23 protein-coding genes and 1 riboswitch are annotated in these 25,044 nt (G+C 55.5%); of the genes, 4 read left to right on the top strand and 19 right to left on the bottom strand.

The features are described 5' to 3' along the window. Positions 1 to 57: 57 nt before the first annotated feature. A complete protein-coding gene (gene ychF / locus ACULM0_RS00185) occupies positions 58 to 1,146 on the top strand; it encodes a redox-regulated ATPase YchF (protein WP_463678434.1) in 1,089 nt (362 codons plus the stop codon). A gap of 58 nt (positions 1,147 to 1,204) precedes the next feature. On the opposite strand, the gene ACULM0_RS00180 is transcribed toward ychF, so the two are convergent. The 15 genes from ACULM0_RS00180 to ribD all read right to left on the bottom strand — a co-directional run bounded on the left by ACULM0_RS00180 (position 1,205) and on the right by ribD (position 17,833). Further along, positions 1,205 to 2,110 (bottom strand): alpha/beta hydrolase, encoded by a 906-nt coding sequence (locus tag ACULM0_RS00180; protein ID WP_463679833.1) that lies wholly within the window; start codon positions 2,108 to 2,110, stop codon positions 1,205 to 1,207. Continuing rightward, complete coding sequence (locus tag ACULM0_RS00175) at positions 2,110 to 2,646, bottom strand: M15 family metallopeptidase (protein ID WP_463678433.1); 537 nt, start codon at positions 2,644 to 2,646, stop codon at positions 2,110 to 2,112. Before ACULM0_RS00175 ends, ACULM0_RS00180 begins: the two co-directional genes overlap by 1 nt. Before the next feature lie 103 nt (positions 2,647 to 2,749). After that, positions 2,750 to 4,396, bottom strand: a complete 1,647-nt coding sequence (locus ACULM0_RS00170) for a peptide ABC transporter substrate-binding protein (protein WP_463678432.1) — start codon at positions 4,394 to 4,396, stop codon at positions 2,750 to 2,752. Between the two features lie 65 nt (positions 4,397 to 4,461). Continuing rightward, positions 4,462 to 5,562 carry an agmatine deiminase gene (gene aguA / locus ACULM0_RS00165; RefSeq protein WP_463678431.1) on the bottom strand — a complete coding sequence of 367 codons (1,101 nt, stop codon included), beginning with the start codon at positions 5,560 to 5,562 and terminating at the stop codon, positions 4,462 to 4,464. After that, positions 5,547 to 6,296 (bottom strand): serine hydrolase, encoded by a 750-nt coding sequence (locus ACULM0_RS00160; RefSeq protein WP_463678430.1) that lies wholly within the window; start codon positions 6,294 to 6,296, stop codon positions 5,547 to 5,549. Before ACULM0_RS00160 ends, aguA begins: the two co-directional genes overlap by 16 nt. Further along, complete coding sequence (locus tag ACULM0_RS00155) at positions 6,281 to 7,390, bottom strand: dipeptide epimerase (protein WP_463678429.1); 1,110 nt, start codon at positions 7,388 to 7,390, stop codon at positions 6,281 to 6,283. The genes ACULM0_RS00160 and ACULM0_RS00155 overlap by 16 nt, the downstream gene beginning before the upstream one ends. Positions 7,391 to 7,402: 12 nt before the next feature. Then, the gene (locus ACULM0_RS00150) at positions 7,403 to 8,200 is read right to left on the bottom strand and encodes a C40 family peptidase (protein ID WP_463678428.1); all 798 of its coding nucleotides are present in this window, start codon (positions 8,198 to 8,200) and stop codon (positions 7,403 to 7,405) included. Further along, the gene (locus ACULM0_RS00145; RefSeq protein ID WP_463678427.1) at positions 8,154 to 9,095 is read right to left on the bottom strand and encodes a S66 peptidase family protein; all 942 of its coding nucleotides are present in this window, start codon (positions 9,093 to 9,095) and stop codon (positions 8,154 to 8,156) included. Before ACULM0_RS00145 ends, ACULM0_RS00150 begins: the two co-directional genes overlap by 47 nt. Continuing rightward, positions 9,073 to 10,395: a diaminopimelate decarboxylase gene (lysA, locus tag ACULM0_RS00140; protein WP_463678426.1), complete on the bottom strand. Its 1,323-nt coding sequence runs from the start codon at positions 10,393 to 10,395 to the stop codon at positions 9,073 to 9,075. The genes ACULM0_RS00145 and lysA overlap by 23 nt, the downstream gene beginning before the upstream one ends. Before the next feature lie 59 nt (positions 10,396 to 10,454). Further along, positions 10,455 to 12,305 carry a sigma-54 interaction domain-containing protein gene (locus tag ACULM0_RS00135; RefSeq protein ID WP_463678425.1) on the bottom strand — a complete coding sequence of 617 codons (1,851 nt, stop codon included), beginning with the start codon at positions 12,303 to 12,305 and terminating at the stop codon, positions 10,455 to 10,457. A 105-nt stretch (positions 12,306 to 12,410) separates the two neighbouring features. Next, positions 12,411 to 14,228: a translational GTPase TypA gene (gene typA / locus ACULM0_RS00130; RefSeq protein WP_463678424.1), complete on the bottom strand. Its 1,818-nt coding sequence runs from the start codon at positions 14,226 to 14,228 to the stop codon at positions 12,411 to 12,413. Between the two features lie 155 nt (positions 14,229 to 14,383). Next, on the bottom strand, positions 14,384 to 14,851 hold the full coding sequence (gene ribH, locus ACULM0_RS00125) for a 6,7-dimethyl-8-ribityllumazine synthase (RefSeq protein WP_463678423.1): 468 nt from the start codon (positions 14,849 to 14,851) through the stop codon (positions 14,384 to 14,386). Then, on the bottom strand, positions 14,838 to 16,058 hold the full coding sequence (locus ACULM0_RS00120; protein WP_463678422.1) for a bifunctional 3,4-dihydroxy-2-butanone-4-phosphate synthase/GTP cyclohydrolase II: 1,221 nt from the start codon (positions 16,056 to 16,058) through the stop codon (positions 14,838 to 14,840). Before ACULM0_RS00120 ends, ribH begins: the two co-directional genes overlap by 14 nt. Positions 16,059 to 16,094: 36 nt before the next feature. Beyond that, positions 16,095 to 16,730, bottom strand: coding sequence for a riboflavin synthase (locus ACULM0_RS00115; protein WP_463678421.1), 636 nt, complete (start codon positions 16,728 to 16,730; stop codon positions 16,095 to 16,097). Further along, positions 16,712 to 17,833 carry a bifunctional diaminohydroxyphosphoribosylaminopyrimidine deaminase/5-amino-6-(5-phosphoribosylamino)uracil reductase RibD gene (gene ribD, locus ACULM0_RS00110; RefSeq protein WP_463678420.1) on the bottom strand — a complete coding sequence of 374 codons (1,122 nt, stop codon included), beginning with the start codon at positions 17,831 to 17,833 and terminating at the stop codon, positions 16,712 to 16,714. Before ribD ends, ACULM0_RS00115 begins: the two co-directional genes overlap by 19 nt. A gap of 110 nt (positions 17,834 to 17,943) precedes the next feature. Beyond that, positions 17,944 to 18,065: riboswitch (FMN riboswitch) on the bottom strand. Between the two features lie 137 nt (positions 18,066 to 18,202). Here ribD and ACULM0_RS00105 point away from each other — a divergent pair. From ACULM0_RS00105 to ACULM0_RS00095, 3 genes are all read left to right on the top strand, one after another. Then, the gene (locus tag ACULM0_RS00105) at positions 18,203 to 18,682 is read left to right on the top strand and encodes a permease (RefSeq protein ID WP_463678419.1); all 480 of its coding nucleotides are present in this window, start codon (positions 18,203 to 18,205) and stop codon (positions 18,680 to 18,682) included. A 1-nt stretch (position 18,683) separates the two neighbouring features. Further along, entirely contained in the window at positions 18,684 to 19,205 is a 522-nt protein-coding gene (locus tag ACULM0_RS00100; RefSeq protein WP_463678418.1) for a permease, read from the top strand. Positions 19,206 to 19,391: 186 nt separating this feature from the next. Next, positions 19,392 to 20,762, top strand: coding sequence for a hypothetical protein (locus ACULM0_RS00095; RefSeq protein WP_463678417.1), 1,371 nt, complete (start codon positions 19,392 to 19,394; stop codon positions 20,760 to 20,762). A gap of 112 nt (positions 20,763 to 20,874) precedes the next feature. Here ACULM0_RS00095 and ACULM0_RS00090 read toward each other — a convergent pair whose 3' ends face one another. The 4 genes from ACULM0_RS00090 to ACULM0_RS00075 form a co-directional block, all read right to left on the bottom strand. After that, positions 20,875 to 21,837 carry an HAAS signaling domain-containing protein gene (locus ACULM0_RS00090; RefSeq protein ID WP_463678416.1) on the bottom strand — a complete coding sequence of 321 codons (963 nt, stop codon included), beginning with the start codon at positions 21,835 to 21,837 and terminating at the stop codon, positions 20,875 to 20,877. Next, the gene (locus ACULM0_RS00085; protein WP_463678415.1) at positions 21,830 to 22,186 is read right to left on the bottom strand and encodes a PadR family transcriptional regulator; all 357 of its coding nucleotides are present in this window, start codon (positions 22,184 to 22,186) and stop codon (positions 21,830 to 21,832) included. The genes ACULM0_RS00090 and ACULM0_RS00085 overlap by 8 nt, the downstream gene beginning before the upstream one ends. Positions 22,187 to 22,306: 120 nt before the next feature. Beyond that, positions 22,307 to 23,974 carry a putative bifunctional diguanylate cyclase/phosphodiesterase gene (locus ACULM0_RS00080; RefSeq protein WP_463678414.1) on the bottom strand — a complete coding sequence of 556 codons (1,668 nt, stop codon included), beginning with the start codon at positions 23,972 to 23,974 and terminating at the stop codon, positions 22,307 to 22,309. Positions 23,975 to 24,102: 128 nt separating this feature from the next. After that, positions 24,103 to 25,044 (bottom strand): ABC transporter ATP-binding protein, encoded by a 942-nt coding sequence (locus ACULM0_RS00075; RefSeq protein ID WP_463678413.1) that lies wholly within the window; start codon positions 25,042 to 25,044, stop codon positions 24,103 to 24,105.

The raw sequence follows: 25,044 nt of genomic DNA, 5'->3' as shown, positions 1-25,044 counted from the left end.
GATTTTTGGTATAATGGGAAAAGACGAAAAACGACCAGAGAGAGGAAGAATGCAAACATGAAACTAGGTATCGTGGGGCTCCCCAACGTGGGCAAGAGCACCCTATTTAACGCGATCACGAAAGCCGGAGCAGAATCGGCCAATTACCCCTTTTGCACGATCGAACCCAATGTGGGTGTCGTCACCGTTCCCGATCATCGCCTCGATGTGCTCGTGGACCTCTACCAATCGAAAAAGAGAGTCCCCACGGCCATCGAATTCTATGACATCGCTGGCCTCGTGAAAGGCGCCTCGAAGGGCGAGGGACTGGGCAATCAGTTCCTCGGTCACATCCGAGAGGTCGCTGCCATCGTTCACGTCGTACGCTGCTTCGAGGACGACAACGTGGTGCACGTCGATGGTGAAATCGGGCCGGTCAAGGATATCGAAACCATCAACATGGAACTGATCTTTGCCGATCAGGATTTCCTCTCGCGCCGTATGGATAGAACGCGCAAGGCGCTCAAGAGCGACAAGGGCCTTCAGAAGGAGATGGATCTGCTCGAGAAGCTGATGGCCGGGCTCGACGAGGGCAAGACCGCCCGTGCCATCGACCTATCCCCCGAAGAGGCTGAGATGGCCAAAGATCTGAACCTACTGACTTACAAGCCGGTGATCTATGTGGCGAATGTGAGCGAGGATGATCTCCTCGATGAGGATAACGCCCTGGTCAAGGAAGTGAAGACCTTCGCCGACACAGAATCGGCGGAAGTGGTGAAGATCTGCGCGCAGATCGAACAGGAAATTGCGGAGCTCGATGATGAGGACCGTGCGGATTTTCTGGCCGACCTCGGTCTAGAGGCCTCGGGCCTAGACCTTTTGGTCCGATCGAGCTACCATCTGCTCGATTTAATCAGCTTCCTCACGGCCGGCCCGCAAGAGGTGCGCGCATGGACGGTCAAGCGCGGGACCAAGGCTCCCCAGGCAGCGGGCAAGATTCACAGCGATATTGAGAAGGGCTTCATCCGCGCCGAGACCATTGCTTTCGAGGACCTCGAGCGACTGGGTACCATGACGGCCGCAAAGGAAAAGGGGCTCCTCCGCCTCGAGGGCAAGGACTATATCGTCAAGGATGGCGATGTCATGCTCTTCCGCTTCAACGTTTAACGCAAGCTCAGATGTAAAAGGAAACCCCGGGCGAGTGCTTCACTCGCCCGGGGTTTCTCTAGTTGTTGAGGAAAGCCTCTAGGTAGCGATCGAAATGCTCCGGAAAGGCGTGGTCGAGACCATCGATCAGATGGTAAGTGTAGGTGATTCCCTCTTCCTCCAGAATATCGGCCAGGGTCTCACTGTGTTCGAGACAGTCTTCATCTTCTTTCCCACAGATCAGCGTGATCGAAATTCCCGTTTCTGCCAAATGGTCGAAATCCGAGATATGGTCTTCGATCCACGGCAACCATGGGGCCACTAGGATCACGCTGTCGGCCTCGAGCGTCCCCTTCATCAAGCCCCAGAGTACTGTCCCCGCTCCAGATGAAAAGGCGCCGTAGACCACGGGCTCGTGATCTCCCGTATCAATAAGGCTGGCCACCTTCTCGACATCGGCTGCGGGAGCCGACCAAAGGTAGCCCCCTGCAAAGTCCATCGTTTCCGACTGTACCTGGTGATGGGCGTAGCCCAAGTGGGTCGCGCCCTCCCAGTGCGGTCGGTCGAGTCGGTTGTTCAACTGATCGCCGTGCAGCGTGATCAAAAGACCCTTTTCCTCCCCCACGGCTTCGTGACGAGCGAGTAGCATGCGAGCGGTCTCGCGCGCCCCCTGCTCCCTGCTCCGGTTCAAGGCCAAGAGCGCTTCGAAGGCTGGCTCCTCGCGTAGGGCAGCCAGGTCGTCATCCTCGAGAAGGTAAGCCGTATCGTACCAGAGTCCCTGTTCTTCTATGGCCTCTTGAAAAAGAGCAAGGGCTTCTTTGCCCTTTCCTCTCTTCGATTCGATGGCATAGCGAAAGTTCAGAATTTGTGCCTCTACCCGACCGGTAGCCTCTTGGTAGGCTTCCAGCCGCTCAAGGGCTTCGTCATAGTCCCCGGCAAAATAGTCTGCTAGTGTATCGTTGATTGTTCTCAGGTAGGACTGCATCAAGCATCATGCTCCTCTCTCATTGAAAAGTCGTTCTCCAGATCGTCGAAGTGCCACCACTCATCGTTTAGGATCTGAAATCCTGCGCACGTCATCGCTCGCTGGAGAGCGAACACGTGCCCTCTGATCGGCTCGACGTGATCCTGGCGATCGGCTCTGGCCGCTTCTGTAAAGGTGTCGAAGGGCGTGGGCATCTCGAGTGGGTTCCCCTGATTATCGGCCAAGCTCACATCGACAGAACGACCGCTGTTGTGGCCCTTCCCCGCAACGGGCGGCGCGACGAAGCGTGGATCGCCAACGCGCTCGTAAAACCGTCTCTGGACCTCCAGGGGCCGAAAGGCATCCCAGATAATCAATCGGAACCCTTGAGCCCGCAATTGATCGGCGGCCACCTTCAGTTTCTCGAGCGTATCCCCGAGCAGAAGATCGTAGGCTTCCTCGTACATCACCTCGCCCATAAAGTTCTCCTTGGTCGCATACCTCAGATCAATGATGGCATCGGGTATGCGCGCTTGGATCCTGACAAGTCCTCTCATCGATCACGCGCTCCTTTCCTCTCTCTCTATTCTATTATAGCAAACCAACCGAAAGAAGGGACCCCAAAAACATTGGGGTCCCCATTTGGCTCATAGACTGCTCTTACTCGACCATCTCGGCAAAACCGAAGAAGTTCGTGTTACGCGTTCCCTTTTCCAGACCCTTCACTGCATCGGAGATCATGACCTCATCGATGTAGTAGTAGATCGGCACTACGGGGTAGTCATTCATCAGAATTTGATTGGCTTCGTAAAGCAGTTCAAATCGCTCTTGACCTTTGGCAGTTGTCGATGCATCGAGCAGCTGGTCATACTCGCTGTTCTCCCACTGGCCTACGTTCATCTCTGCGTCCGTTCTGAACATACCGAGGTAGGTCATCGGGTCAGAGTAATCGCCGAACCAACCGACACGGGCAATTTCAAAGTCGTGCTGTCGTCTGGTATCTTGGAAAACAGCCCACTCTTGGTTACCCAGCGTCACGTCGATGTTGAGGTTCTGCTTCCACATCTCTTGAACGGCCTCTGCAACGGCCTTGTGAGATTCTGAAGTGTTGTAGAGAAGTTCCAGATTGGGGAAACCTTCGCCATTCGGGAAGCCCGCTTCTGCGAGAAGCGCCTGCGCTTCGTCGATACCGCTGCCGTCAGCAGGGATTCCAAAGGTTCCGGCCTCGTAGGCAAAGACATCATTGTTCGCGTCGCGCGAGGCGGGTGAAACCACGTTCATCGCCGGCAACTGACCGCCCTTGAGTACCTGCTCAACGATGGCCGTTCGATCGATGGCCAAGTTAAGCGCCTTGCGCACGTTGACATCATCCAGCGGTTCTACTTCGACATTGAACGCATAGTAGTACGTAGCATCGGCAGGGTAGATCGCGAAAGTGGGATCTTCTGCCATGAGCTTGGGAATCTCTTCTGGTGGCACGACGTCGATAAAGTCGATTTCACCGGCTTGATACGCTGTGTAAGCAGTCGTGATATCCACGATCATGAGACCCACCACTTTGTCGAGCTTGACTTGGTCGGCTCGCCAGTAGTTGTCGTTCTTTGCCATCACCAGTCGGTCGCCGCCCTCGTAAGATTCAAGGACAAAAGGACCATTGGAAATGTGTACGTCGGGATTGATCGCCCAGCTACCATCGGGACCCTGTGCAACAGCATCTTCACGAACAGGCATGAAGGTGAAGAAAGCCGTGAGGCCGAGGAAGTAAGGGGTAGGCACCTTGAGCGTGACCTCGAAGGTCTTCTCATCGAGTGCTTCAAAGGAGTCGATGTTCGCTTCGCCGAAGATCCAGCTGTACTCAGAAGCTGTCTCAGGATCGAGCACACGATCCCAAGCGTATTCGAAATCATTAGCCGTTACGGGCTCGCCATCCGACCAGACCACGTCATCACGCATCGTGAAAGTGTAAACGAGACCGTCGTCAGATACAGTGTAGGACTCTGCCATAGCGGGCGACAGTTCTCCGCCTACTTCGCGCATGAGACCTTCGAATAGGTTGTTGATCACATCGCCGCCGTCGAGTGCTGTGTTGAGCGCGGGATCGATGGTCTTTGGCTCGGAGCCAATGTTCCATACGAGTACCTGCTCCACATCATTTTCCGCGGGTTCTTCTGCCTGGGGCTCATCTGCGGGTGCATCTTGTGCAGGTGCATCGCTCACATCTGTTTCTTCAGGCGCCGGGCTCGAACAACCCGCGAACAGCGAGATGACCATCACGAGTGCCAGTAGTAGTGCCATTTGTCTCTTCATCTGATTTTTCCCCTCCATTTTCTTCTTTGTTGGAATGTTCCGACAAATTGGTGTGAGATTCCCCTCTAGGGAGTGGGTTGCTGCATGGTGATGCAGTGGATGTTTCCCCCACCTAGAATGATCTCTCTAGAATAAACGCCTACCACATCCCGATCGGGGAAAATCTCCCTGAGGGTTGCGCCGGCCCTGGCATCGGATTCTCCGAGACCGAAGGTCGGGTAGACGATGGCGCCATTGGGCATGTAAAAATTCACGTAGGAGGCCGCCAGCCGATCGCCGGCTCGCCTCGGGTGTGTTGTCTCGGCGGGATAAACACCCGCCGCCTCCTCTTCGGTGATGATCACCGGTGAGGGTAAGGCCAATCTATGGATAACGAGCGACCGACCCCGGGCATCCGTCTCCCGACGGAGGACTTCGAGCGCCGCACGTGATCTTTCGTATTGAGGATCCCCTTGGTCATCCGTCCAGGCCAGGATCACTTCTCCCGGACGGGCGAAGGCGCAGAGATTGTCCACGTGTCCGCTGGTCTCATCGAGGTAGATGCCCCTGGGTAGCCAGATCACCTTGTCAATGTTCAAATGATTACCAAGCACGTGCTCGACTTCTTCTCTATTTTTGCCGGCGTGTCGTCCCTTCGAGAAGAGACACTCTTCTGTCAGGAGGCAGGTCCCCTCGCCATCGACGTGGAGAAAACCCCCTTCGATCACGAAATCACCCAATCTGTACACATCGACGCGCTCGATCTCGGCGACCTTTCGGGCTACGCGGTCGTCCTGATCCCACGGGAAGTACAGACCTTCATCTAGTCCACCCCAGGCGTTGAACAGGCCATCGAGCGCCCGTAGTCCACCCCTACCGTTGACCAGAAAGAGCGGCCCCACATCGCGCATCCAAGCGTCGTTAGACGAGAGTTCGACGACGCGTATGTGATCGGGCAAGAGGTCTCTGGCGAAGGGGTAGGTCTCTCTAGAAGCCCCCACCGTCACGGGTTCAAAGCGGGCGATGGTGGTGGCTACCTCCGCGAAGGCCTGCTGGGCGGGGTAGGCTCCTTGCCGCCAATTATCCCGCCGTTCCGGAAACAGTATCCAGCACCCGTCGTGGGTTTCAAACTCACCCGGCATGCGGTATCCGTCGACGCGTGGCGTCGTGTTCAAGAGATGGGCCATGAACATTCTCCTTTCACGCAGCGGTAGACTGTTTCGAAGAAAACACCGAGACACCGCTTCGCCTCCACCGGATCTGGATAATGATCCAGAATCGCGACGACGATCACAGAACGTCCGTCTACCTCCAGGATGCCCGCGTCGGCCTTCTGATCTTCTAACGATCCGGTCTTGTGGATGAAGTGGATCCCTTCATCGTCCACCTCGCGCAGGAAGAGGCTCCGGTCGTGCTGTTCAGCCAGATCCACCAGGGCCCGCTCGTTTCCGGCCAGCGTCTCGAGGACGGCCACCACATCCATTGCCGTGGTGATATTCTCAAGACCCCTATCCCGCGCCCCACTGTCCATCATGTGACGCCTGAGCCGAGTGCCTGGATACTTCTTGGCAATCTCCTCCGACAAACGGGGGAGCCCCAAGTAGTCGATCACGAGATTCGTGGCCGTGTTATCGCTCAGGGCGATCATCATGGTCATCAGGTCCGACAGACGGTAGGTCCGTTCTTCGAGGTGCGCGAGCAGGCTGAAGGGTACCGCCTGTTCCTTTCGAAAGGCCACGCGCTCTGTCTGGTGGTCGAGCGCGACCTCTTCGATGAAGAGTTTGATCAGGCTGGCAGACTTCACCGGTTGTTCTTGCCCATGGGACCAGAGGACCTCTTCACTGTGCCTGTCGACCACTGCCCAGACGAAATCACCACCGGCGGCTTCGACTTGATCGACAATCTTTATGATTTTTTCCATCGGACGATCTCCTCGAAAACCGCCCCGCGAATCTCTCGGATCCCCAGTCCAGGGGAGGTCCCCAGAAAAATCTTAGGGCCTTGGTAGACCACTTCGCCCAAAACAGGCTCGTCTTCGTACATGGTGGGAACATCGAGGTCCACGCGCGTGATATTCATACTACCTGCGGCCATGTGGGCCGCTGCATCGAGCCCTACGCGCGACTCCATCATGGAGCCCATCATACAGGTGATCCCGTGGGCACGTGCCAAGTGGTCGATGGCGCGCGCCTCCTCGAGGCCCCCGGTCTTCATCAACTTAAGATTGAACAGATCACATCCACCTTCGCGGATCAGGGTCACCGCGTCCTTGAGATCATAAAGGCTCTCATCGGCCAAAATCTTGGCCGTAGTCCCCTGGGTGACCGCCACCATTGCCCTCAGGTCATTGGCGCGTACCGGTTGCTCCACCAAATCGATGGCCACCCCGGCATCTACTAGGCGGTTGATCGTGGCGATTGCTTCTTTGGCCGTCCAGCCCTGATTGGCATCGATCCGCAGGGAAACGTCGGCCGGCAGGACTTCCTGGATGGCCAGCAAGCGTTCGAGATCCTCCCGAGCACCGCTGCCCACTTTAACCTTAAGGGATTTGTACCCTTTTGTCAGGGTCCCACGCGCATCTTCTACCATCTTTTTCGTTGGGTTCATATTGAGGGTCAGGTCGGTATCCAGAGAGCGCTTGGCACCGCCCAAAAGTTGAAAGAGAGGGATGCCCAGTGCCTTGCTGTAGAGATCGTGGCAGGCGATATTCGCAGCGGCCTTTGCGCTGGTGTTGTGCACGAGCGCAGAACGGATCGCCTGTTGCCACCCATCAGCATCGAGGATGTCGATACCCATGAGCTTGGCGGCGATCAACTTGAGCCCATCGGTTATGCTCCCTATCGTGTCACCAGTGATCACAGCCGTGGGTGATGCGGCGCCGAAGCCGAAGATCCCCTCGTCGGTCCACAGACGGCATACGATCGATTCGATGGCATCCACTCTTCTGAGCGACGTGATAAAGGGTTCGGTCAGCGGAATCGCCACGGTCGCGATCTCCATTTTCGTTATGTGCATGGTCTGCCTCCTCTAAAAATAGGTAGCTACCGTCTCTAGTGTGTTTCTCAAGTCTTCCCGACAGAGCGGGTCGCCCGCGATCAGGTTGTTGATGACCACACCACCGGAGGATCCGGTGGAATGAATAAAGGTGCGTCCCGACAGGATCAAACCGATGTGTCCTTCCCAAAAGAGCAGGTCTCCCGGCTTTGCTTCGTCGAGTGTAATCTTTCTGAGACCGTACTCCGGTCGATAGATTGCATCCCTGTAGATGATCTGATTGTTGAGCATATAGGCCATGGCGGTGAGTCCAGAACAATCGATGCCGGCGGGCGTCTTCCCACCCCACCGGTACTGAACACCGAGATAGGTTTTCGCGCTTTCGACGATCGCCGCCCTCAGGCCTTCCTCCTCCGTCGGTATGGTTCGAAAATCGATATTCTCTTTTCTCGTGTATCCTTCCCGTCCATCGGCGAGCAGGACTTTTAAAAAGTCCCCTCCCATTTCGAGGAGCACGAGCAATGCACCCTTGGGAAGTGTTGCGAGCACGTACCCTTGATAGGCCGGTCGCGAGAGGATATCGGCGAAGGGCGTACGGATGCGGGACGTCTGCTCAGTGTAACGGGCGACGAGCTCGGGATCTTCATTCAGCTGATCTGAGCGGATGAGGCCTTCGTAACCGTAGCTCATCTCGCAGAGTTGGTAACCACCTTCCATAGCATCGGCGTCGACCACCATGCCGTGCAAGGCTTCGTCGAGTGCCACGGAAGTGGCATCTGGTTCTTTATGTAATGTCGCGATCGGTACTTGAATCACACATCGGGTCTTCAAACAACCGCACCTTCCTTTCGTCAGCTTCTAATGTCAAGACTCTACCCATGGGCAGGGTCAACGCCGGAAGTTCGTGACCGGCGGGAAAATCTTTCACAACGGGACAGTCGAGTTCTTCGATAAAGGCATCGAGCACATCGTCCACCGAAATCTCTCCTCCATCCTCACAACGGGTGAAAGGACCGAAGAGCACACCAGCGACTTCCTTGAAGACACCGGCGAGCTTGAGCTGCCACAGCATTCGGTCGATCCGGTAGGGCGCTTCATCCACATCCTCGATGAGCAGGAGCCTGCCTCTGGTTTCCAGAGCGTAGGGGGTTCCGATCGAGGCGGCGAGTAAAGCCAGATTGCCACCGGTCAGAATCCCCCGTGCGCGCCCGGAACGCGGTATGCGACAAGTCGCTACCACTATGTCTATGGGTTCTGGGGGGGCTAGGATTGTCTGGAGCAGGGAGTGACGGCTACCTTCATCGAAGTCCCGTCGGATCCACTCCGTCGTTGGCATGGGGCCATGGTAGGTCTCGAGATCGGCATAGCGGCCCAGTGCCAAATGCAAGGTCGTGATATCGGAATACCCGAGAAAGATCTTCGGGTGCTGTTTAATTGTATCATAATCGAGGGCATCGACAATCTGCACGGAACCGTAACCGCCTTTGGCGGCGAGGATCCCCCCGATGGTCGGATCCTCGAAAAAATGCTGTAACTCTTCCGCCCTCAGCTCTGGGGTGCCGGCGAGGTAACCACTGCCGTAGAGGCAGCTGGCTCCCACGACCACTTGTAATCCCAATGCCTCGAGATAGCGTTTGGCTTTCTCAATGCTGCCGTCTAGCGGCGGCGACGCGGGACAGGTCAGGGCTACTCGGGCACCAGGCTCAAGCGCTTTCGGTATGCGCATCCAGATGTCTCTCCTTCTTTAGAAACCGTTCGGGGACCTCATCGCGTCGGATGAGATCTTCAAAGGTCTGCCGGCGTACGATCACATCGTGCTTTCCTTCAGAGACCATCACGACGGCCGGTATCAAGTTTTGATTGTAGTTCGAAGCCATGGAGTAACCGTAGGCTCCCGTGGCGTAAACGGCGAGCAGATCACCAGGTGAAACCGCAGGTACTGCCAGATCCCAGATCAAGATATCGCCCGACTCACAGGTTTTGCCCGCGATGGTAACGGTCCGGTCGGGTATGGCATCGGTCCGATTCGCAATGATGGCACTGTAACGCGCGTTGTACAGAGCAGGCCTCATGTTATCGGGCATCCCGCCATCGACGGAAACATAGGTGCGTATACCAGGGATCTCCTTGACAGCGCCGATTTCATAGAGCGTCATCCCAGCTTCTCCGATAAGCCAACGGCCCGGTTCGATGCTCACGTGGGGACGTCTGCGACCGGTCTCTCGCGAGAGGGTCTCGATCTTGTCCATGATCGCATCGGTGAAGTAGGAAAGGGGAATTCCCTCGTCATCGGCCGTGTACACGATGCCAAAGCCCCCGCCTACGTTGAGCTCTTCAATCTCCAAATCGTACCGATCGAGCAAGTCGTAGGTCGCTTCGATAGCCGCCAAGTGTGCCGCGTGGGTTTTCAGTTGACTTCCCACGTGAAAGTGGAGTCCCACGAGATCGATCCACGATGAGGCCTCGACCTGGGCGAGGGCCCGATCAAAGGCATCACCCACCAGGGGAATGCCGAACTTCGTGTCCTTCTGTCCCGTGGTGATGTAAGCATGGGTGGCGATCTCCGAGAGGCCCGGTGCAATCCGGAAGAGGATCCTGACCCGTGACTTCTCCCGCGCTGCGATCCCTTCGATCATGGACAGCTCATGGAGATTATCGACAACGATTTTACCCACTCCAGCTGAGATGGCACCTTCTAGTTCCACCAAGGACTTGTTGTTGCCGTGGAAAACCACATGTTCCATGGGAAAACCCGATGCTCTGGCGATATAGAGTTCTCCGCCGGAAACCACATCGAGTTTCAGACCCTCCTCTTGGATCAGATGGCAGATCGTTCGGCTCAAGAAAGCCTTCGATGCGTAATGCGCGGAGGTATCTGGAAAGCGTCCCAGAAAGTCCTCCTTCAAAATATGACACTGCTGCCTGATGGCCGTTTCGGACAAAAGGTAGAGGGGGGTTCCGTAGGTTTTGGCAAGGGCGACGGTATCGCACCCGTCGACGATCAAATGGTGGTTTTCTATCGGCATGGTCTCAAATCCTTTCTGATGGGTTCACACCAGAAAGTTGCAAGGACCATGCCAACTCTTCAAACGTTCTCGATCTGATAGCGCGCAATCTTATCGTAGTAGGCGCTTTTTTTAATCCCCAGACGTCGCATGGTCTCCTGGCGATCGCCGCCGCTCAGCTTAAGCGCACGCACGATCGCCTCCCGCTCCGTTTCCTCTAGCAATTCCTTGAGCGGCTTGAACTGTGCGACTTTGGAGGGTGTCATGAGTTGGATTGCATCGGCATCGATCACCGTACCCGTCGTCAGGTTGATCGCCCGTTCGATGGCGTTTTCCAACTCTCTAATATTTCCAGGCCAGTGGTGGTGGCTTAATTTTTCGAGCGCTTCCTGGGAATATTGCTTTGTGCTCACCCCTAGTTTTTTCGTCAGCTTCGGGAGCAAATGACGGGCAACTTGTCCGACATCGCGGAATCTACTCCGCAATGGCGGAATCAGGATTGGGAAGACGCTGATACGATAGTACAGATCCTCCCGAAACAAGCCCTTTGTCACCTGTGCAGCGAGATCCCTGTTACTGGCGGCGATGATCCTCACATCCACCGTCACGGCTTTCGTTCCGCCAACGCGGAAAAAAGACCGATTCTGCAGGACGCCCAAGAGTTTAGCCTGTAGGCCCAGCGGTAGCTCACCAATCTCATCGAGAAAGAGCGTGCCACCGTCGGCTTCTTCAAAAAAACCTCGCTTCCCGCCGGAGGTCGCGCCGGTGAAAGCGCCACCTTCATAACCAAAGAGTTCGGATTCGATGAGGTTCTCTGGAATTGAAGCGCAGTTGACCTGGACAAAGGGAGCGGCGGCACGCCCGCTCGTCCGGTGGATGAGGGAGGCCAAGAGCGTCTTCCCCGTTCCAGACTCCCCCTCGATCATCACCGTCGATGTGGTGAGCGATGCCCTGTGGGCCAGGTCGCGGACGAGACGGATGCTCTCGGAGTCGCCCACCAGTTCGCCCAGGGGGCCTTCGTTCAGATCGGAACCGCTCAGCTGCCGCTCCAGGTCGGCCAGCTTATCGAGAGCACTGTTTTTCTCGGCGATCAACGCCTCGAGTTCCGTCAGGTCCTCTACGATCAAGAGGGCACCGCGGTGCGCACCATTCTCTGCAATGCGCTTGAGCGTGCAGAGGGCCGGCCGACCGTTGATCTCATAGTAACCGTTCCGAATCGTCTGTTCTTCCCCTTTTCTGCCGCCTGCCAGCGCAACGAACCGGCGGATGATCTCGCTGTCGTCGTGGATCTCGAGGGGGTGCCGTCCGACCACCTCGATCTCCTGATTCTTGCCCTTGGCTACAAACGGGTGGCCATCGATGAGATCCGCCAGGGTCTCTCGTCTTACTGTGTATCCTTTCGCCTGGTAGAATTTCACCGTGAGGGTCGTCCCCCCGAGCACCACCATGTGTCCCACCGATCGGATGTAGGGCATGGTGAAGGCAATTTCTCCAACGCAAAGCCGCGCCTGTTTATTCGTAAAATCCAATGTGCAGGAAAGGTGGATTCCCCCCAGCTCGGTACTAATCTCCAGACGATCACGGTTCTCCCGTTCACCCTTATGGGCAAAGGCGATGGGCTCCCGACTACCGTGGCGACAGATGGCCACGATGGAATCGCCGCGAGACAATCGATCGATGGGAAGCCCATACTCCGCGAAAAGCGTGGCATCGGTCATCCCATCATCACCGAAGAGTCTGTGGTCGGCCAATAGGATCAGGTCTCCCTCTTCCACCCTTCCCGTTGGGTGTCCCCGGCCACTGTCCTCCACGATCCCGAAGATCTCTTTGGCCCGCTTGTTGTACAGTTGAATCTTTTCCGTCTCGTCTACGTAAATAAGCCCTTCATCGATACTATCTGTAAAGGCACTCAAGAATGATGCGTGCTCCAAGATCAACGCCTCCCGTTCAAGATCGCTTCTTCCTATTTCCCCATTGTACCAAAAAAAGACCCCCGCGTCTTCCGCGGAGGTCCTGCTTGTCCTTAATTATGCGAATTATGCGCTGGCGTTCTTCTGCGAACGATAGCGGTCCTGCGTGTTGAGGACTTTCTTGCGCAACCGTAGGGCGTCGGGTGTAACCTCGAGCAGCTCATCGGCCTCGATAAATTCAAGCGCTTCTTCTAGCGTAAAGGATCTGGGCGCCAAGAGCTTGACGGCATCGTCAGTTCCAGAAGCACGCACATTGGTCAACTTCTTATTCTTCGCCGGATTGACTTCCATATCATCCGTACGACTGTTCATGCCCACGATCATGCCCTCGTAAACATCAACGGCAGGACCGACGAAGAGCGTCGCCCGCTCGGACAGGTTGAACAGGGCATAGGCGATTGTCTGGTCCTGTACCAGGGAAACGAGCACGCCATTCTGACGCTTCGGTACATCGCCAGCGTGGGGTGCGTAACCGTGGAAAGACCGGACCATGATCCCCTCACCACGCGTCTCATTGATAAAGGAAGAACGATAGCCGAGGAGTCCTCGTGTTGGTACGAGATATTCAAGGCGTGCGTATCCCTCATCCACGTGCATGTGTTGCATCTGACCCTTTCGTAGGTTCAGCGCCTGGATGACCGAGCCGCTGTAGGCCTCGGGCACATCCACGATCACACGCTCTACTGGCTCTTCGAGACCTTCTTCACCATCTCGGAAGAGTACTTCCGGTTTCGATACACCGACCTCATAACCCTCGCGTCTCAAATTCTCGAGGAGCACCGAAAGGTGCAACTCGCCACGTCCCGAAACCTTGAAACCATCGCGACCTGAGAGTTCTCGCACACGTAGACCGACGTTTACCTCGAGTTCACGTTCGAGGCGGGCCTTGATATGACGCGATGTCACGTAGGTGCCGCTTCGTCCGGCGAAGGGTGAATCGTTAACCTGAAAGGTCATCGCCAGCGTGGGCGCTTCGATTTCGATCGTCGGAAGCAGTTCGACATGATCAGGATGACAGACGGTCTCACCGATAGAGACATCAGAAAACCCAGCGATCACAACGATATCCCCCGAATGGGCGATTTCTTTTTCCACACGTCGGAGGCCTTCGTTCACAAAGAGCTTGGCAATTTTTCCACGCGTGAGAGTGCCGTCACGTTTTCCGAGCACGACACTCTGGCCACGTCGTAGGGTGCCGCGCGTTAGGCGACCAATTCCCAATCGACCGATGTATTCATCGTAGTCGAGGGAAGAAATCTGCATTTGGCTGGGCTCTTCATCGAGGTTGGGATACGCTTCGTATCGCTCTGCCAGGATTTCAAAAAGTGGATCCAGGTTCTCGCTCTCTTGGTCCATATCGGCCTTGGCAATACCCTCGCGGGCGATGCCGTAGACGATGGGAAAATCAAGCTGTTCATCGGTTGCGCCGAGCTCTACGAAGAGATCGAAGGTCTGGTCGACCACTTCTTCGGCCCTTTGGTCGCGCTTATCAATCTTATTGATCATCAGGATCGGCCGGAGGCCGCGCTCGAGGGTCTTTTGCAGGACGAATCGTGTTTGGGGCATAGGGCCTTCGGAAGCATCGACCAAGAGGATGGCCGTATCCACCGTTCGGATGATCCGCTCCACTTCCGATGAGAAATCGGCGTGTCCCGGTGTATCGACGATGTTGATTTTGACGCCGCCGTGTTCGATCGCACAGTTCTTGGAGTAAATGGTGATCCCGCGCTCACGCTCGAGATCGTTGGAGTCCATCACGCAATCGATGACGGTCTCATTGTCGCGAAAAACGCCGCTCTGTTTGAGCAGTGCATCGACAAGTGTAGATTTACCGGCATCAACGTGCGCGATGACGGCGACATTCAAAATCTCAGGTCTATTCATGTTTTTTCTACCTCTTTTCTTCAACTCTTCCCATCATATACAAGTCGACTGTCCTTTGCAAGCGACAATTCCTTCATATCCTGTGCTTACGCTCGGGAAAAGCTTTTCTTGTTTAAAAAAATCCCGATACGTGGAAGCACCAGGATTTTCTCTTGCTATTGAGCGAGTTTCTTGAGCAGATCGACCATTTCCATTGCGGTCATCGCAGCGTCATACCCCTTGTTACCGGCCTTCGTACCAGCACGTTCGATGGCCTGTTCGATGGTATCGGTGGTGAGCACCCCGAAGATCACGGGTTTTTCTGTGTCCAGGGAGACAGAAGCTACACCTTTGGTCACTTCTGAAGATACGTAGTCAAAATGTGGTGTGGATCCTCGGATCACGGCACCAAGGCATATGACCGCGTCAACATCCGAACGGTTGGCCAATTTCTTGGCCACCAGCGGGATCTCAAAGGCTCCGGGCACGCGGGTGATGGTAATCTGTTCTTCTTTTGCCCCGTGTCGCACCAAGGCATCCATGGCGCCCTCCATCAGCTTCTGTCCGATGAAATCGTTAAACCGTCCCACGACAATCGCGTACTTGGCATCGCCTGCCTGCAGATGTCCATTAAACTGTTTCATGATCATTCTCCTTTCCCATGTCGAGCATGTGGCCCATACGTTCTTTCTTCGTCTTTAGATAGTAAGCATTCTTCTCATTGTGATTCATCTCGATGGCCCGCCGACCGACCACTTCGATGCCGTACCCCGACAACCCAGCGATTTTCTGAGGGTTGTTCGTCATGAGAATGATCCGACTGGCACCGAGGTCCTTAAGAATCCTGGCACCAGTGCCGTAGTCCCTGAGATCCTCATCGAAGCCCAGGGCCAGGTTGGCCTCCACCGTGTCCATCCCCTGGTCTTGTAAGGCGTAGGCACGAATCTTATTGATCAAACCGATTCCCCGGCCCTCCTGTCGCATGTAAAGGAGGATACCCCTTCCTTCTTCCTCGATGCGGGCCAGCGCTTCTTGAAGCTGCTCCCCACAGTCGCAACGTAGGGATCCGAAGGCATCACCGGTCAGGCACTCCGAATGGACACGGACGAGTACAGGCTCTCCGGATGCCACATCTCCCTTCACGAGGGCCACGTGGTGTTCTCCGGACAGTTCGTCCTCATAGCCGATCATCTCGAAATCCCCCTGGATTGTTGGCATGGATGCCACAGCCGCTCGTTCAAGCGTATGCTCATGCTCCAGTCGGTGGGCAATGAGATCGGCTATGCTGATCATCAAGAGACCGTGGTCCTCACAATAGGAAACGAGATCCGGCACGCGGGCCATCTCCCCGTCGGCTTTCATGATCTCACAGATCAGACCCGAGGGATGGCATCCCGCCATACGCGCCAGATCCACCGCTGCCTCTGTATGACCTGCCCGGCGGAGAACACCGCCGTGTTTTGCGGCGAGCGGAAAAATATGGCCGGGCTTGGTGAAGTCTGCGATCCTTGTCTCTGGACAAGCGAGGCTGCGGATTGTCAAAGATCGCTCGGCCGCTGAGATCCCGGTGGTGCAATCCACGTGGTCCACACTCACAGTGAAGGCGGTCCCCTTGGGATCCGTGTTGCGCGTGACCATGGGGCCGATCTCCAGATCCTGCAGTCGCTCTTCTTCCATGGGGGTGCACAGAAGACCACGTCCGTAAAGCGTCATGAAATTAACGGCTTCCGGCGTAGCGTGTTCGGCTGCCATCACCAGATCCCCCTCGTTCTCCCGGTCTTCATCATCCACCACCACGATCATCCCGCCGGCTCCGATGACCTCCAGTGCTTCTTCTATCTTGGCAAACATATGCCACTCTCCTTTCTCAATTTCCTACGCCTAGGATCAAAAACCGTGCTCCCGTAAAAAATCCAAGCTGATCTTCCCCTCTTTTTGGGGTGTCATCAACTGTTCCACATATTTGCCGATCATGTCCACTTCTACATTGACAGTCTGCCCCACCCGTTTTTTGGCCAGAATCGTCTCCTCTTGGGTGACAGGAATGAGGGAGACGGACAGGCCACCCGCTTGACGACGGGCCACCGTCAGGCTGGTGCCATCAAGAGCCACGGATCCGCGGTCGAGCACATAGCGCATCAGTCGATCGTCGACCTTCAGGTCGATCCACAGGGAGTCCCCCTCGTTTCGTGTGCCCGTGATCCGTGCCAGACCATCGACATGGCCTGCCACCAGATGGCCGCCAAGACGTCCGTTCAACGTCATCGCCCGCTCGAGGTTCACCGGATCTCCGGGCGAGAGCTCACCCAGATTGGTCATCCGGAGCGTTTCTGCCATGACGTCCGCTGTGAAATGGGTACCATCGTGGTTTACCACTGTCAGGCAAATGCCGTTGGTGGCAATACTATCGCCCGATTTGGTTTGGTCGAGCACATGCTCGGCTTCTATCGTGATACGGGCACCCTCCGGACGGGCTTCGACCCTCCGGACGCGACCGATCTCTTCTATAATCCCTGTGAACATCTGTCTTCCTCCCCTCCCACACATCCTGTGATCAGTAGATCTTCTCCGTGATAGGCTGTATCCATGTGATCGAGCCGCGTCACCGACGCGAGCGCCTCTGTGCCCTCTCCCCCGATCACGGATTTCGCAGATTGACCGCCGATCAACTTGGGCGCGATGAAGAAGGCCACTTCGTCCACGAGACCTGCATCGAGAAAACCACCGTGAATGGCACTCCCCCCTTCGACGAGCACACCGTCGATCCCCAGGCGGTAGAGCTTCGCGAGCAAATCGGATAGGTCGATGCGATCTTCCGCGCCCCTTGTCTCGAGCACCCGCACGCCCATGTTCTCAAGGGCCCGCCTCTTCTCCACATCTGCCGTGCTGTTCACGGCGATGATCGTCGGGCCGCCGAGGTTCGCGTCGAGCACCCGCGCTGCCAGGGGAGTCTCGGCCAGTGCATCGACGATGATTCGATAGGGCTGCCTGTAAGCTTCGCTCTCGCTCCGGGCTGATAACGAAGGATCGTCGGCCAGCACAGTACCGATGCCCACCAGAATCGCCGGCCAGTAGTGACGCATCCGGTGTACAGCTATCCTTGCCTCCGGCCCCGTGATCCACTGGGACCGACCGGTTCTCGTCGCAATCTTGCCATCAAGACTCATGGCCGCTTTCAAGAGAACGCGGGGTCTTTTTTGCCGCATACCCGTCAGAAACATGCGATTTTGATGGGCCAGTTCCTGCTGGAGCACACCCACGTAGACCTCGATACCGGCCTTCCTAAGCTGCTCGATGCCTCTTCCGGAAACGAGGGGGTTGGGATCTTCGATGCCCACGACCACCCTTTTAATGCCTGAGCTGATAATCGCTTCGGTACAGGGTGGTGTTTTTCCATGGTGGGAGCAGGGTTCGAGTGTCACGTACATCGTGGCCCCTTCTAGGGGTTCTTTGACTGCTACGAGTGCCTCGCGCTCGGCATGCGGTGCACCGAACCGCGTGTGATACCCCTCGGCGATCAACCGGTCGTCTTTCACGATCACCGCACCCACCAGGGGATTGGGGTTGACCGCTCCTGCTCCTCCCTCTGCCAGTACCATTGCACGACGCATCCATTTCTCCATCATCGCTAACACGCTCCTCAAGATTAAACACAAAAAAACCCGGAGCAAAAAACTCCGGGGGTCATGCGATCGCTTCGAAAACAAAGGCCTGGCGGCACTGTCCTCGTGATCTGTTGCTCCTTCTCTCATCCAGACTATACTGTCGGTACCGGAATTACACCGGTTCAACCGCTTGATAAGCGGCTCGTGGACTTTCACCACCGGTAGGGAATTTCACCCTGCCCCGAAGGAATGATTCAATTTATCTAAACTTTATCAGTCTGATCGGGTCCTTGTCAAGAATCATTTTCATCCCTTGACTTCAAGAAGCGTCCCTGGTACACTGTGGTTATCCCCCTAGGGGGGGTCTACTTTTTCCAGGAGGCGTCCATCATGTTGACGCTATATGCTGTGGCCACCGTGGGCCTGGTCGTGTCCTTTTTGCTCGACCGCACGCGGACGAAAAAAGCTGTGAAAGTCGCCGGTAAGAAGCTGGCAAAAATTCTGCCCGGGTACTTGAAGATCCTGATGATCTTGTCCGTGGTTCTGCTTATTCCCAATGCACTCATCGTGCGATTCATCGGAGAAAATGCCTCGGCGGCAGGCCTTTTCATCGGGGCCGCCTTCGGTTCGATCACTATGATGCCAGGCTTTATCGCCTACCCTCTATCGGGCGTGCTGGTCGAACAGGGGGTTAGCTATATGGTGGTGGCTGCCTTTGTAACCACGCTCATGATGGTCGGTGTGGCCACTTATCCGGTGGAGAAACAGTACTTCGGTGTCCGTGCGACCATCGTAAGGAATGTAGTCGGATTTTCCATCTCCCTGGTGATAGCCATCGCCATGGGATTGTTCTACGGGGAGTTGATCTGATATGACGACAGCAAAAAAGAACTATCTTGCCTTTGTACTTTTCCTGGCTTTTCTCGGTTTCTCTTTCCTCAGCGGATTCGATCTGGGTCTGCGGGTCGCCGACAATTTTTGGCTCTTCGCCTGGGATATGCTACGCATCCTACCGCCGGCCTTCATCCTCATCGGTCTGTTCGATGTGTGGGCGAGCCGGGAGCTGATCGAGAAGAACTTCGGTCAGGTCTCCGGTTTCAAGAAGTACATCTGGGCCATTCTGCTGGCAGCCACCACCGTCGGTGGTACTTTCGTGGCCTTCCCCGTCGCCAACGCCCTCTATCACAAGGGAGCGGATTACAGCGCGATCTTCACCTATGTGACCTCTGCTTCCCTCGTGATGATCCCCATGAGTATCATGGAGGCCACGATCTTAGGTCCTCGGTTCACCCTTGTTCGACTGGGTGTCTCCCTCCCTCTTGTTGTCCTGAGTTCCGCAGGCCTCGGGACCTATTTCGATCGCCGTCGGTACAGGCTACCGGAACAGGTTTGATGGTAGGAATAAATCATTCTAGAGAAGAGCCTGTATCTCGGGCTCTTTTTGGCGTGTGACAATTGTAAGATGATTCCGAGATATTGATAACGATTTAAAATTACTTGAAAACCACCGTTAAATTCGATACAATAGGAAGGAATCTAAGAGAGGGGAAAAGCCCCCACAATATGAGGAGGTTCATTTATGAAGTCAAAAGTTATTTTATTAACACTTCTGGTAGTCGCACTTGCATTCGCAGGTTGTTCTCCGGCTACAGAAGAACCCGCACCTGAAGCACCCGCCGATGAGCCGGCAGATGTTGTATCAGGTCCTACCGAGTCCATCGTTACCGACGAAGCTTCACTGATCGAAGCAGTAGGTCCCAACGGCGGCTGGATTGTGATCTTTGAAGACGACATGACCACTGAGCAGAATCTCGTGCTCGCTGCTGGTCCTACGGACGAAGGCGAAGCGGCTCGCAAACTTGCTCTTTACACGCAAGATGCTGATCGCAACGTGATCGACCGTTTCACGCTCACGGCTCCTACCCTCACGGTAGAAAGTGTGAACTCTCGCATCCAGGGCGGTACTTTCGCTGGTGATGTCACCGTAAGCGCAGAAGGTTTCCAACTTCGCGACGCTGTGATCGATGGCAACCTTTACTTCACTTCTCAAGATCTTCTCGATGCTTTCGAGAACGAAGGTGAAGTGACGGGCGAAATCGCAGTAGCTGCTGATGCAGTCTCTGCTCCTACGCAGTCTTTCGTAACGGACGAAGCTTCTTTGATCAACGCTCTTGGTCGTAACGGCGGCTGGATCGTGATCTTCGAAGAAGATATGTCTTCTGATAAAGACCTCGTGCTCGCTGCTGGTCCTACGGACGAAGGCGAGCCGGCTCGTAAGCTTGCTCTTTACACGCAAGATGCAGACCGCAACGTAACAGCTCGTTTCACGCTCACGGCTCCTACCCTCACGGTAGAAAGCGTGAACACTCGCATCCAGGGCGGTACTTTCGCTGGTGATGTGTACGTGAAAGCCGAAAACTTCCAGCTCCGCGATGCAGTGATCGACGGCCACCTCTACTTTGCTTCTCAAGAGCTTCTCGATGCTTTCGAGAACGAAGGTGAAGTAACAGGTCAAATCGGCGTTGAAGCTGATGTTGTATCTGGTGCTACTCAGTCAATCGTAACGGACGAAGAGTCAATGATCGAAGCGCTCAGCGCAGCTGGCGGCTGGATCGTGATCTTCGAAGACGATATGTCTTCTGATAAAGACCTCGTGCTCGCTGCTGGTCCTACGGACGAAGGCGAGCCGGCTCGTAAGCTTGCTCTTTACACGCAAGATGCAGACCGCAACGTTACAGCTCGTTTCACGCTCACGGCTCCTACCCTCACGGTAGAAAGCGTGAACACTCGCATCCAGGGCGGTACCGTTGCTGGTGATGTGTACGTTGTAGCTGAAAACTTCCAGCTCCGTGACGCTGTAATCGACGGCAACCTCTACTTTGCTTCTCAAGATCTTCTCGATGCTTTCGAGAACGAAGGTGAAGTAACAGGCGAGATCGCTGTTCAGTAATCACTGAAGACCGAATCATCAAAGGAGCACCGACCATACGTCGGTGCTCCTTTTTTATGTGCTAAGAGAGCCCCCCGAGGTGCCTGTTCAAGGCACCCTCAGGGGGCTTTCTTTATCTCGCTTTGATTATTTGGTACACATGCTTCCCCACTTCGATAAGCGTGAGGACCACGATGAACAACACGAGGAGACGTCCACCGGTGCCCGCCAGGCTCATCAGACTGTCAGGTAGTACGGACAGTGCTTCGCGGTTGATCAGCGATGGATCCCCTGCTGCCACCAAGAAGATCGCCAGTCCACCGAGGGAGAAGATTATCTCGAGCATCCGTGTGGTCACCGTTCTGCGACCCTTCTTGAGTAGGTATAGGTTCAGTAGGAACTGGAAGAACCAGAGAAAGGTAAAGACCGTCACGTAGGGGCGCAATGCCTCGGTGTGAAACAAGGGAATCCGCGAGACCACTGGGTGCTGCACCGAAATCACAGCGATCCAGTCAGGATAAAAGGTCAGGACGGTCCATGCGATGAAGAGAAAGACGTTCTCGGCAACAAGCTCTGCCGTCGAGACGCGGTCCGGTGAGGGTGGAACACTGTCCAGTTTCTTCGGATCAAAAGTTTCTTCCTCACGCCAATCCTCGGTCACCTCGGGGACGTACCGTTCGATAAGCCAGAAAATTACGGTCACACTGCCCACCGCCCCGAAGGAGGCCGATAACAGGTTGCCCATCAGTCTCGGGACAAAGGTGAGGAGACTTGCCTCTCCTGCTAAGGTGCCCACCAGTGTCGCGATGGTGAGGCCCAGGGCCACGGCGAGAAGCACAATTCCGAGAACCATGCGATAGGTTCCGTAAAGGGCGGGTCCAATCACGTAGCGTCCTTCCGGTCGGTATCCAGCCGCCACTTCCCGTGGTGGACCGAAGGTGCGCAAGACCTCCAAAACATCTTGCTCTGTGTAGTCTCCGCCTTCTTCAAGCGTGTCTAGGATCGCCGCGCGTAGTTCCGGCAGCACCTCTTCCCGCTGGCCTTTCGAGAGTCCCTTGCCAACTGCATACAAATAGCGTTCGATCAAATCAGTCATCCTTTTCTCCTCCTTCCGATCTGAGCAAGCTGGCGACCACACTGTTGAGATTGCGCCATTCTTCCTCGAGCGCTGTCAGGGTTTCTGCTCCCACTTCCGTCAACCGATAGTACTTCCTGGGGCGTGGTTCATCGACAGACCAGGAGGCCTCGAGCAGTCCCTGTTTTTCCAAACGTCTCAATAGAGGATACAGGGTATTCTGCTCGATGGGCATCCCCCGATCGGTGAGCCGCTGCACCAGGGCGTATCCGTATCTCGGCTCGCGCAGTTGAGCCAGAACACCGATCACAACGACTCCTCTGCGGAGCTCCTGTGTTAGATTCTCAATCGCTTTTGAAGATCTGGCCATCACATCACTTCCTTTGAATATATTATACTGTGCATAGCACACTAATGTCAAGTATAAGCAATGTGCGGTGCACATTATTTCTTATGCTAAAGAAACCCCCTCACAAGAGGGGGTTCTCCCTTAGGATTCCTCATCATACCGTTTCGGTCGGGCGAAATGATAACCCTGGCCGGCACCTGCACCCGAGCCTATGGCCCGCTCGCGCATCATCTGGTTCTCGATGCCCTCGATGACCACGAGAAAAGATCTTCTGGTGGCGAAACCCACCACGCTCTTGATGAGATAGGCAACGTCCTCATCCTCGATCATCTTCAGTACGACACTACGGTCGATCTTCAGTTCGTCGAGCGGTAACTCGATCAGGTTGTGGATGGAAGAGAAGCCCGTTCCAAAGTCATCCAGAGAGATCCTGACACCCGCGCGACGCAGGCGGTGGAGTTTCGTGAGGGTCGTGGGGTTCTTGTCCATGATCACGCTTTCGGTGATTTCGATGACCAGAGCATCTGCATCCAGACCCGTCTCCGAGAGGATCTCCAAGACCTCGTCGGTGAAATCCATCCCCATGATCTGCACAACGGAGACATTCACCGAAACGCGTTCCTTTGGGTGTTTTTTTCGACGAGCGCTGATGAAGCGACAGGCTTCCCCCAGGACGTAGCGACCGAGCTTGGAGATGAAACGGTTCTCCTCGGCAATCGGTATGAACTCCCCCGGTGAAATCGGACCAAGGTCCGGGTGGTGCCATCGTAAAAGGGCCTCGTGACCAATAATCGCCTCTGTCTTCAGACACACGATCGGTTGGTAGACGACGTGAAATTCGCCGCGATCCAAACCGATGCGCATGTGATTCTCAATATAGAGCCGCCGGAGAATCTGTGGTTTGTTGAGGGTGTTGAAAAACACGTAGAGTTCATCGCGGTTTCGCCTCGCATGCTGTCCCGTCAAGCTGACGTTCTGCATGAGTTCCTTTGCCGTCGTTCCATCCTTGGGAAAGCGCACGATACCGATGAGGACCTCGACGTCCAGGTGGAGGTCGCCGATCTCGTAGCGGCGGTTCAGATTATTGACGTAGGCCTCTGCGCGAGCGGTCAGCTGATCCACATCGGTGATACCAGGAATCAGCACACTGAACTGGTCGGAAGTCAGGCGGCTCAAGTCTTCCTTGGGTGCTGCCACCCGGCGCATTCGCTCGGCCACGGCCGCCAACAAAATATCGCCGGTCGCATGACCGTAGGTATCGTTGATCAGACTGAAACGCTGGATATTCACGTGGAAGAGCGCCCCCTCCCCCACCTCATCGATCGCCTTTTCCAGTAGGGAGGCAAAATACTCGCGGTCGTAGAGATCTGTCACGCGGTCGCGATAGGCCATGTGCATGAGCCGCGCTTCGTAACGTTTCTCCTCTGTGATATCCGCATGGGATCCCTCCATGTACCGGATGGTGCCGTCTTCGTTGAATTCAGCTACCCCTAGGGCCTCGATCCAGCGGACCCTTCCCTCTCTATCGATCACCCGGTACTGGGATTTTACAACCTCGACCTGCTCGTTGACCTGACGCTTGTAGTTCTCGATGAAGGCCCCCCGATCAGCAGGATGGATGACGGCAAGCCAGGACTCAATCGAATACTGATCGAGATCGATATCGTAGTCCGTGTAAAAAGACCGGTTAAGAAAGGTCACGCGACCTTTCTCATCTGTATGCCAAAGCCCTTCTTTGGCAACGGAGAAGATGCGTTTCAGGCGCTCGATGGTCGCTTGATAAGCTTGGAGATTCGGTTGGTGTTCCACAGACATCCCTCCCACTAAGGTGATTGCTACCCCTCCATGATACCAAATCGGGAGCCGAGTGGCTCCCGATGGCTGTGCAAGCTTTGAAAATTGGAGCGAGCCTGTACTGACCCCTAGGATGCAGGTTGCTAGCGCTGCTTCAGATGGTCCAGCAGGTCGCGATCGAGTCTCCCCAAGTATCTATCATCGGCACCGATCACGTTGAAGCCCTGCACGTCTCTGAGCATCAGGATCTTCAGTGCCTCGAGGAGCGAGGCATCCCCAGCGAGTTCGGGGTACCCTTCCGCACGCGGGCTGTGTCGATCGCAGATTTCTCCGACCTTTGTAACCGTCAAGTAGGCTGAAAAGTTCTTGATCCCAAAAAAACGCTCCGCAAAATCCGAGTTGGGGTGAAAGATAATCTCTTCCCGATCACCCGCTTGGATCACCTTCCCATCGGAAAGCAGGACGATGGTTGTGCCGAGTTTGATGGCCTCCTCTATGTCGTGGGTGACAAAGACAATGGTCTTTCCCAGTTCTGCGTGCAGCTCCTTCAGTTCGTCCTGCAGGTGACGCCGGGTGATCTCATCCACGGCGCCAAAGGGTTCATCCATCAGGATGATCTCAGGATCTGCGGCAAGGGCACGGGCTACGCCCACGCGTTGACGCTGGCCGCCGCTGAGCTGTCGCGGGTAACGGTCCAGAAGCTCCGGATCGAGGCCAACAAGGCTGAGCAGGTCAGCCGCCCGTTTTCGGTCGCCGGAGCCCCTCTCTTTTTTGATCGTCGGTACGTAAAGGATATTCTCCTCCAGCGTCATGTGGGGGAAGAGACCGATCTGCTGGATCACGTAACCAATTTTTCTCCTCAGTTCATAGAGTGGCCACGCCTTGACATCTCGATTCTCCACGGTCAGTTGACCCCCGTCGTAGGGAATCAGACCGTTGATCATCTTGAGAAGCGTTGTTTTGCCACAACCCGACGGGCCGACTAGGGTGACGAAATCCCCCCGTTCGATAGCAAGGTCGATCCCTCGGATCACCTCCGTCTCGCCGTAGGATTTGGTCACCTGCTCAAAGCGAATGACCGCCAT

The sequence above is a fragment of the Halotolerantifilum yawarlongkerapense genome, from assembly GCF_054506745.1.
This window is presented reverse-complemented; position numbering and strand designations above follow the sequence as displayed.

What these genes read in the sequence shown, in the direction of transcription:
- ribD (WP_463678420.1), bottom strand. Translation starts at nt 17,833, where the DNA reads ATGATGGAGAAATGGATGCGTCGTGCAATGGTACTGGCAGAGGGAGGA.
- ACULM0_RS00170 (WP_463678432.1), bottom strand. Translation starts at nt 4,396, where the DNA reads ATGAAGAGACAAATGGCACTACTACTGGCACTCGTGATGGTCATCTCG.
- ACULM0_RS00175 (WP_463678433.1), bottom strand. Translation starts at nt 2,646, where the DNA reads ATGAGAGGACTTGTCAGGATCCAAGCGCGCATACCCGATGCCATCATT.
- ACULM0_RS00180 (WP_463679833.1), bottom strand. Translation starts at nt 2,110, where the DNA reads ATGCAGTCCTACCTGAGAACAATCAACGATACACTAGCAGACTATTTT.
- ACULM0_RS00100 (WP_463678418.1), top strand. Translation starts at nt 18,684, where the DNA reads ATGACGACAGCAAAAAAGAACTATCTTGCCTTTGTACTTTTCCTGGCT.
- ACULM0_RS00120 (WP_463678422.1), bottom strand. Translation starts at nt 16,058, where the DNA reads ATGTTTGCCAAGATAGAAGAAGCACTGGAGGTCATCGGAGCCGGCGGG.
- lysA (WP_463678426.1), bottom strand. Translation starts at nt 10,395, where the DNA reads ATGCCGATAGAAAACCACCATTTGATCGTCGACGGGTGCGATACCGTC.
- ribH (WP_463678423.1), bottom strand. Translation starts at nt 14,851, where the DNA reads ATGAAACAGTTTAATGGACATCTGCAGGCAGGCGATGCCAAGTACGCG.
- aguA (WP_463678431.1), bottom strand. Translation starts at nt 5,562, where the DNA reads ATGGCCCATCTCTTGAACACGACGCCACGCGTCGACGGATACCGCATG.
- ACULM0_RS00095 (WP_463678417.1), top strand. Translation starts at nt 19,392, where the DNA reads ATGAAGTCAAAAGTTATTTTATTAACACTTCTGGTAGTCGCACTTGCA.
- ACULM0_RS00145 (WP_463678427.1), bottom strand. Translation starts at nt 9,095, where the DNA reads ATGCGCATACCGAAAGCGCTTGAGCCTGGTGCCCGAGTAGCCCTGACC.
- ACULM0_RS00105 (WP_463678419.1), top strand. Translation starts at nt 18,203, where the DNA reads ATGTTGACGCTATATGCTGTGGCCACCGTGGGCCTGGTCGTGTCCTTT.
- ACULM0_RS00090 (WP_463678416.1), bottom strand. Translation starts at nt 21,837, where the DNA reads ATGACTGATTTGATCGAACGCTATTTGTATGCAGTTGGCAAGGGACTC.
- ychF (WP_463678434.1), top strand. Translation starts at nt 58, where the DNA reads ATGAAACTAGGTATCGTGGGGCTCCCCAACGTGGGCAAGAGCACCCTA.
- ACULM0_RS00160 (WP_463678430.1), bottom strand. Translation starts at nt 6,296, where the DNA reads ATGGAAAAAATCATAAAGATTGTCGATCAAGTCGAAGCCGCCGGTGGT.
- ACULM0_RS00085 (WP_463678415.1), bottom strand. Translation starts at nt 22,186, where the DNA reads ATGGCCAGATCTTCAAAAGCGATTGAGAATCTAACACAGGAGCTCCGC.
- ACULM0_RS00115 (WP_463678421.1), bottom strand. Translation starts at nt 16,730, where the DNA reads ATGTTCACAGGGATTATAGAAGAGATCGGTCGCGTCCGGAGGGTCGAA.
- ACULM0_RS00155 (WP_463678429.1), bottom strand. Translation starts at nt 7,390, where the DNA reads ATGCACATAACGAAAATGGAGATCGCGACCGTGGCGATTCCGCTGACC.
- typA (WP_463678424.1), bottom strand. Translation starts at nt 14,228, where the DNA reads ATGAATAGACCTGAGATTTTGAATGTCGCCGTCATCGCGCACGTTGAT.
- ACULM0_RS00075 (WP_463678413.1), bottom strand. Translation starts at nt 25,044, where the DNA reads ATGGCGGTCATTCGCTTTGAGCAGGTGACCAAATCCTACGGCGAGACG.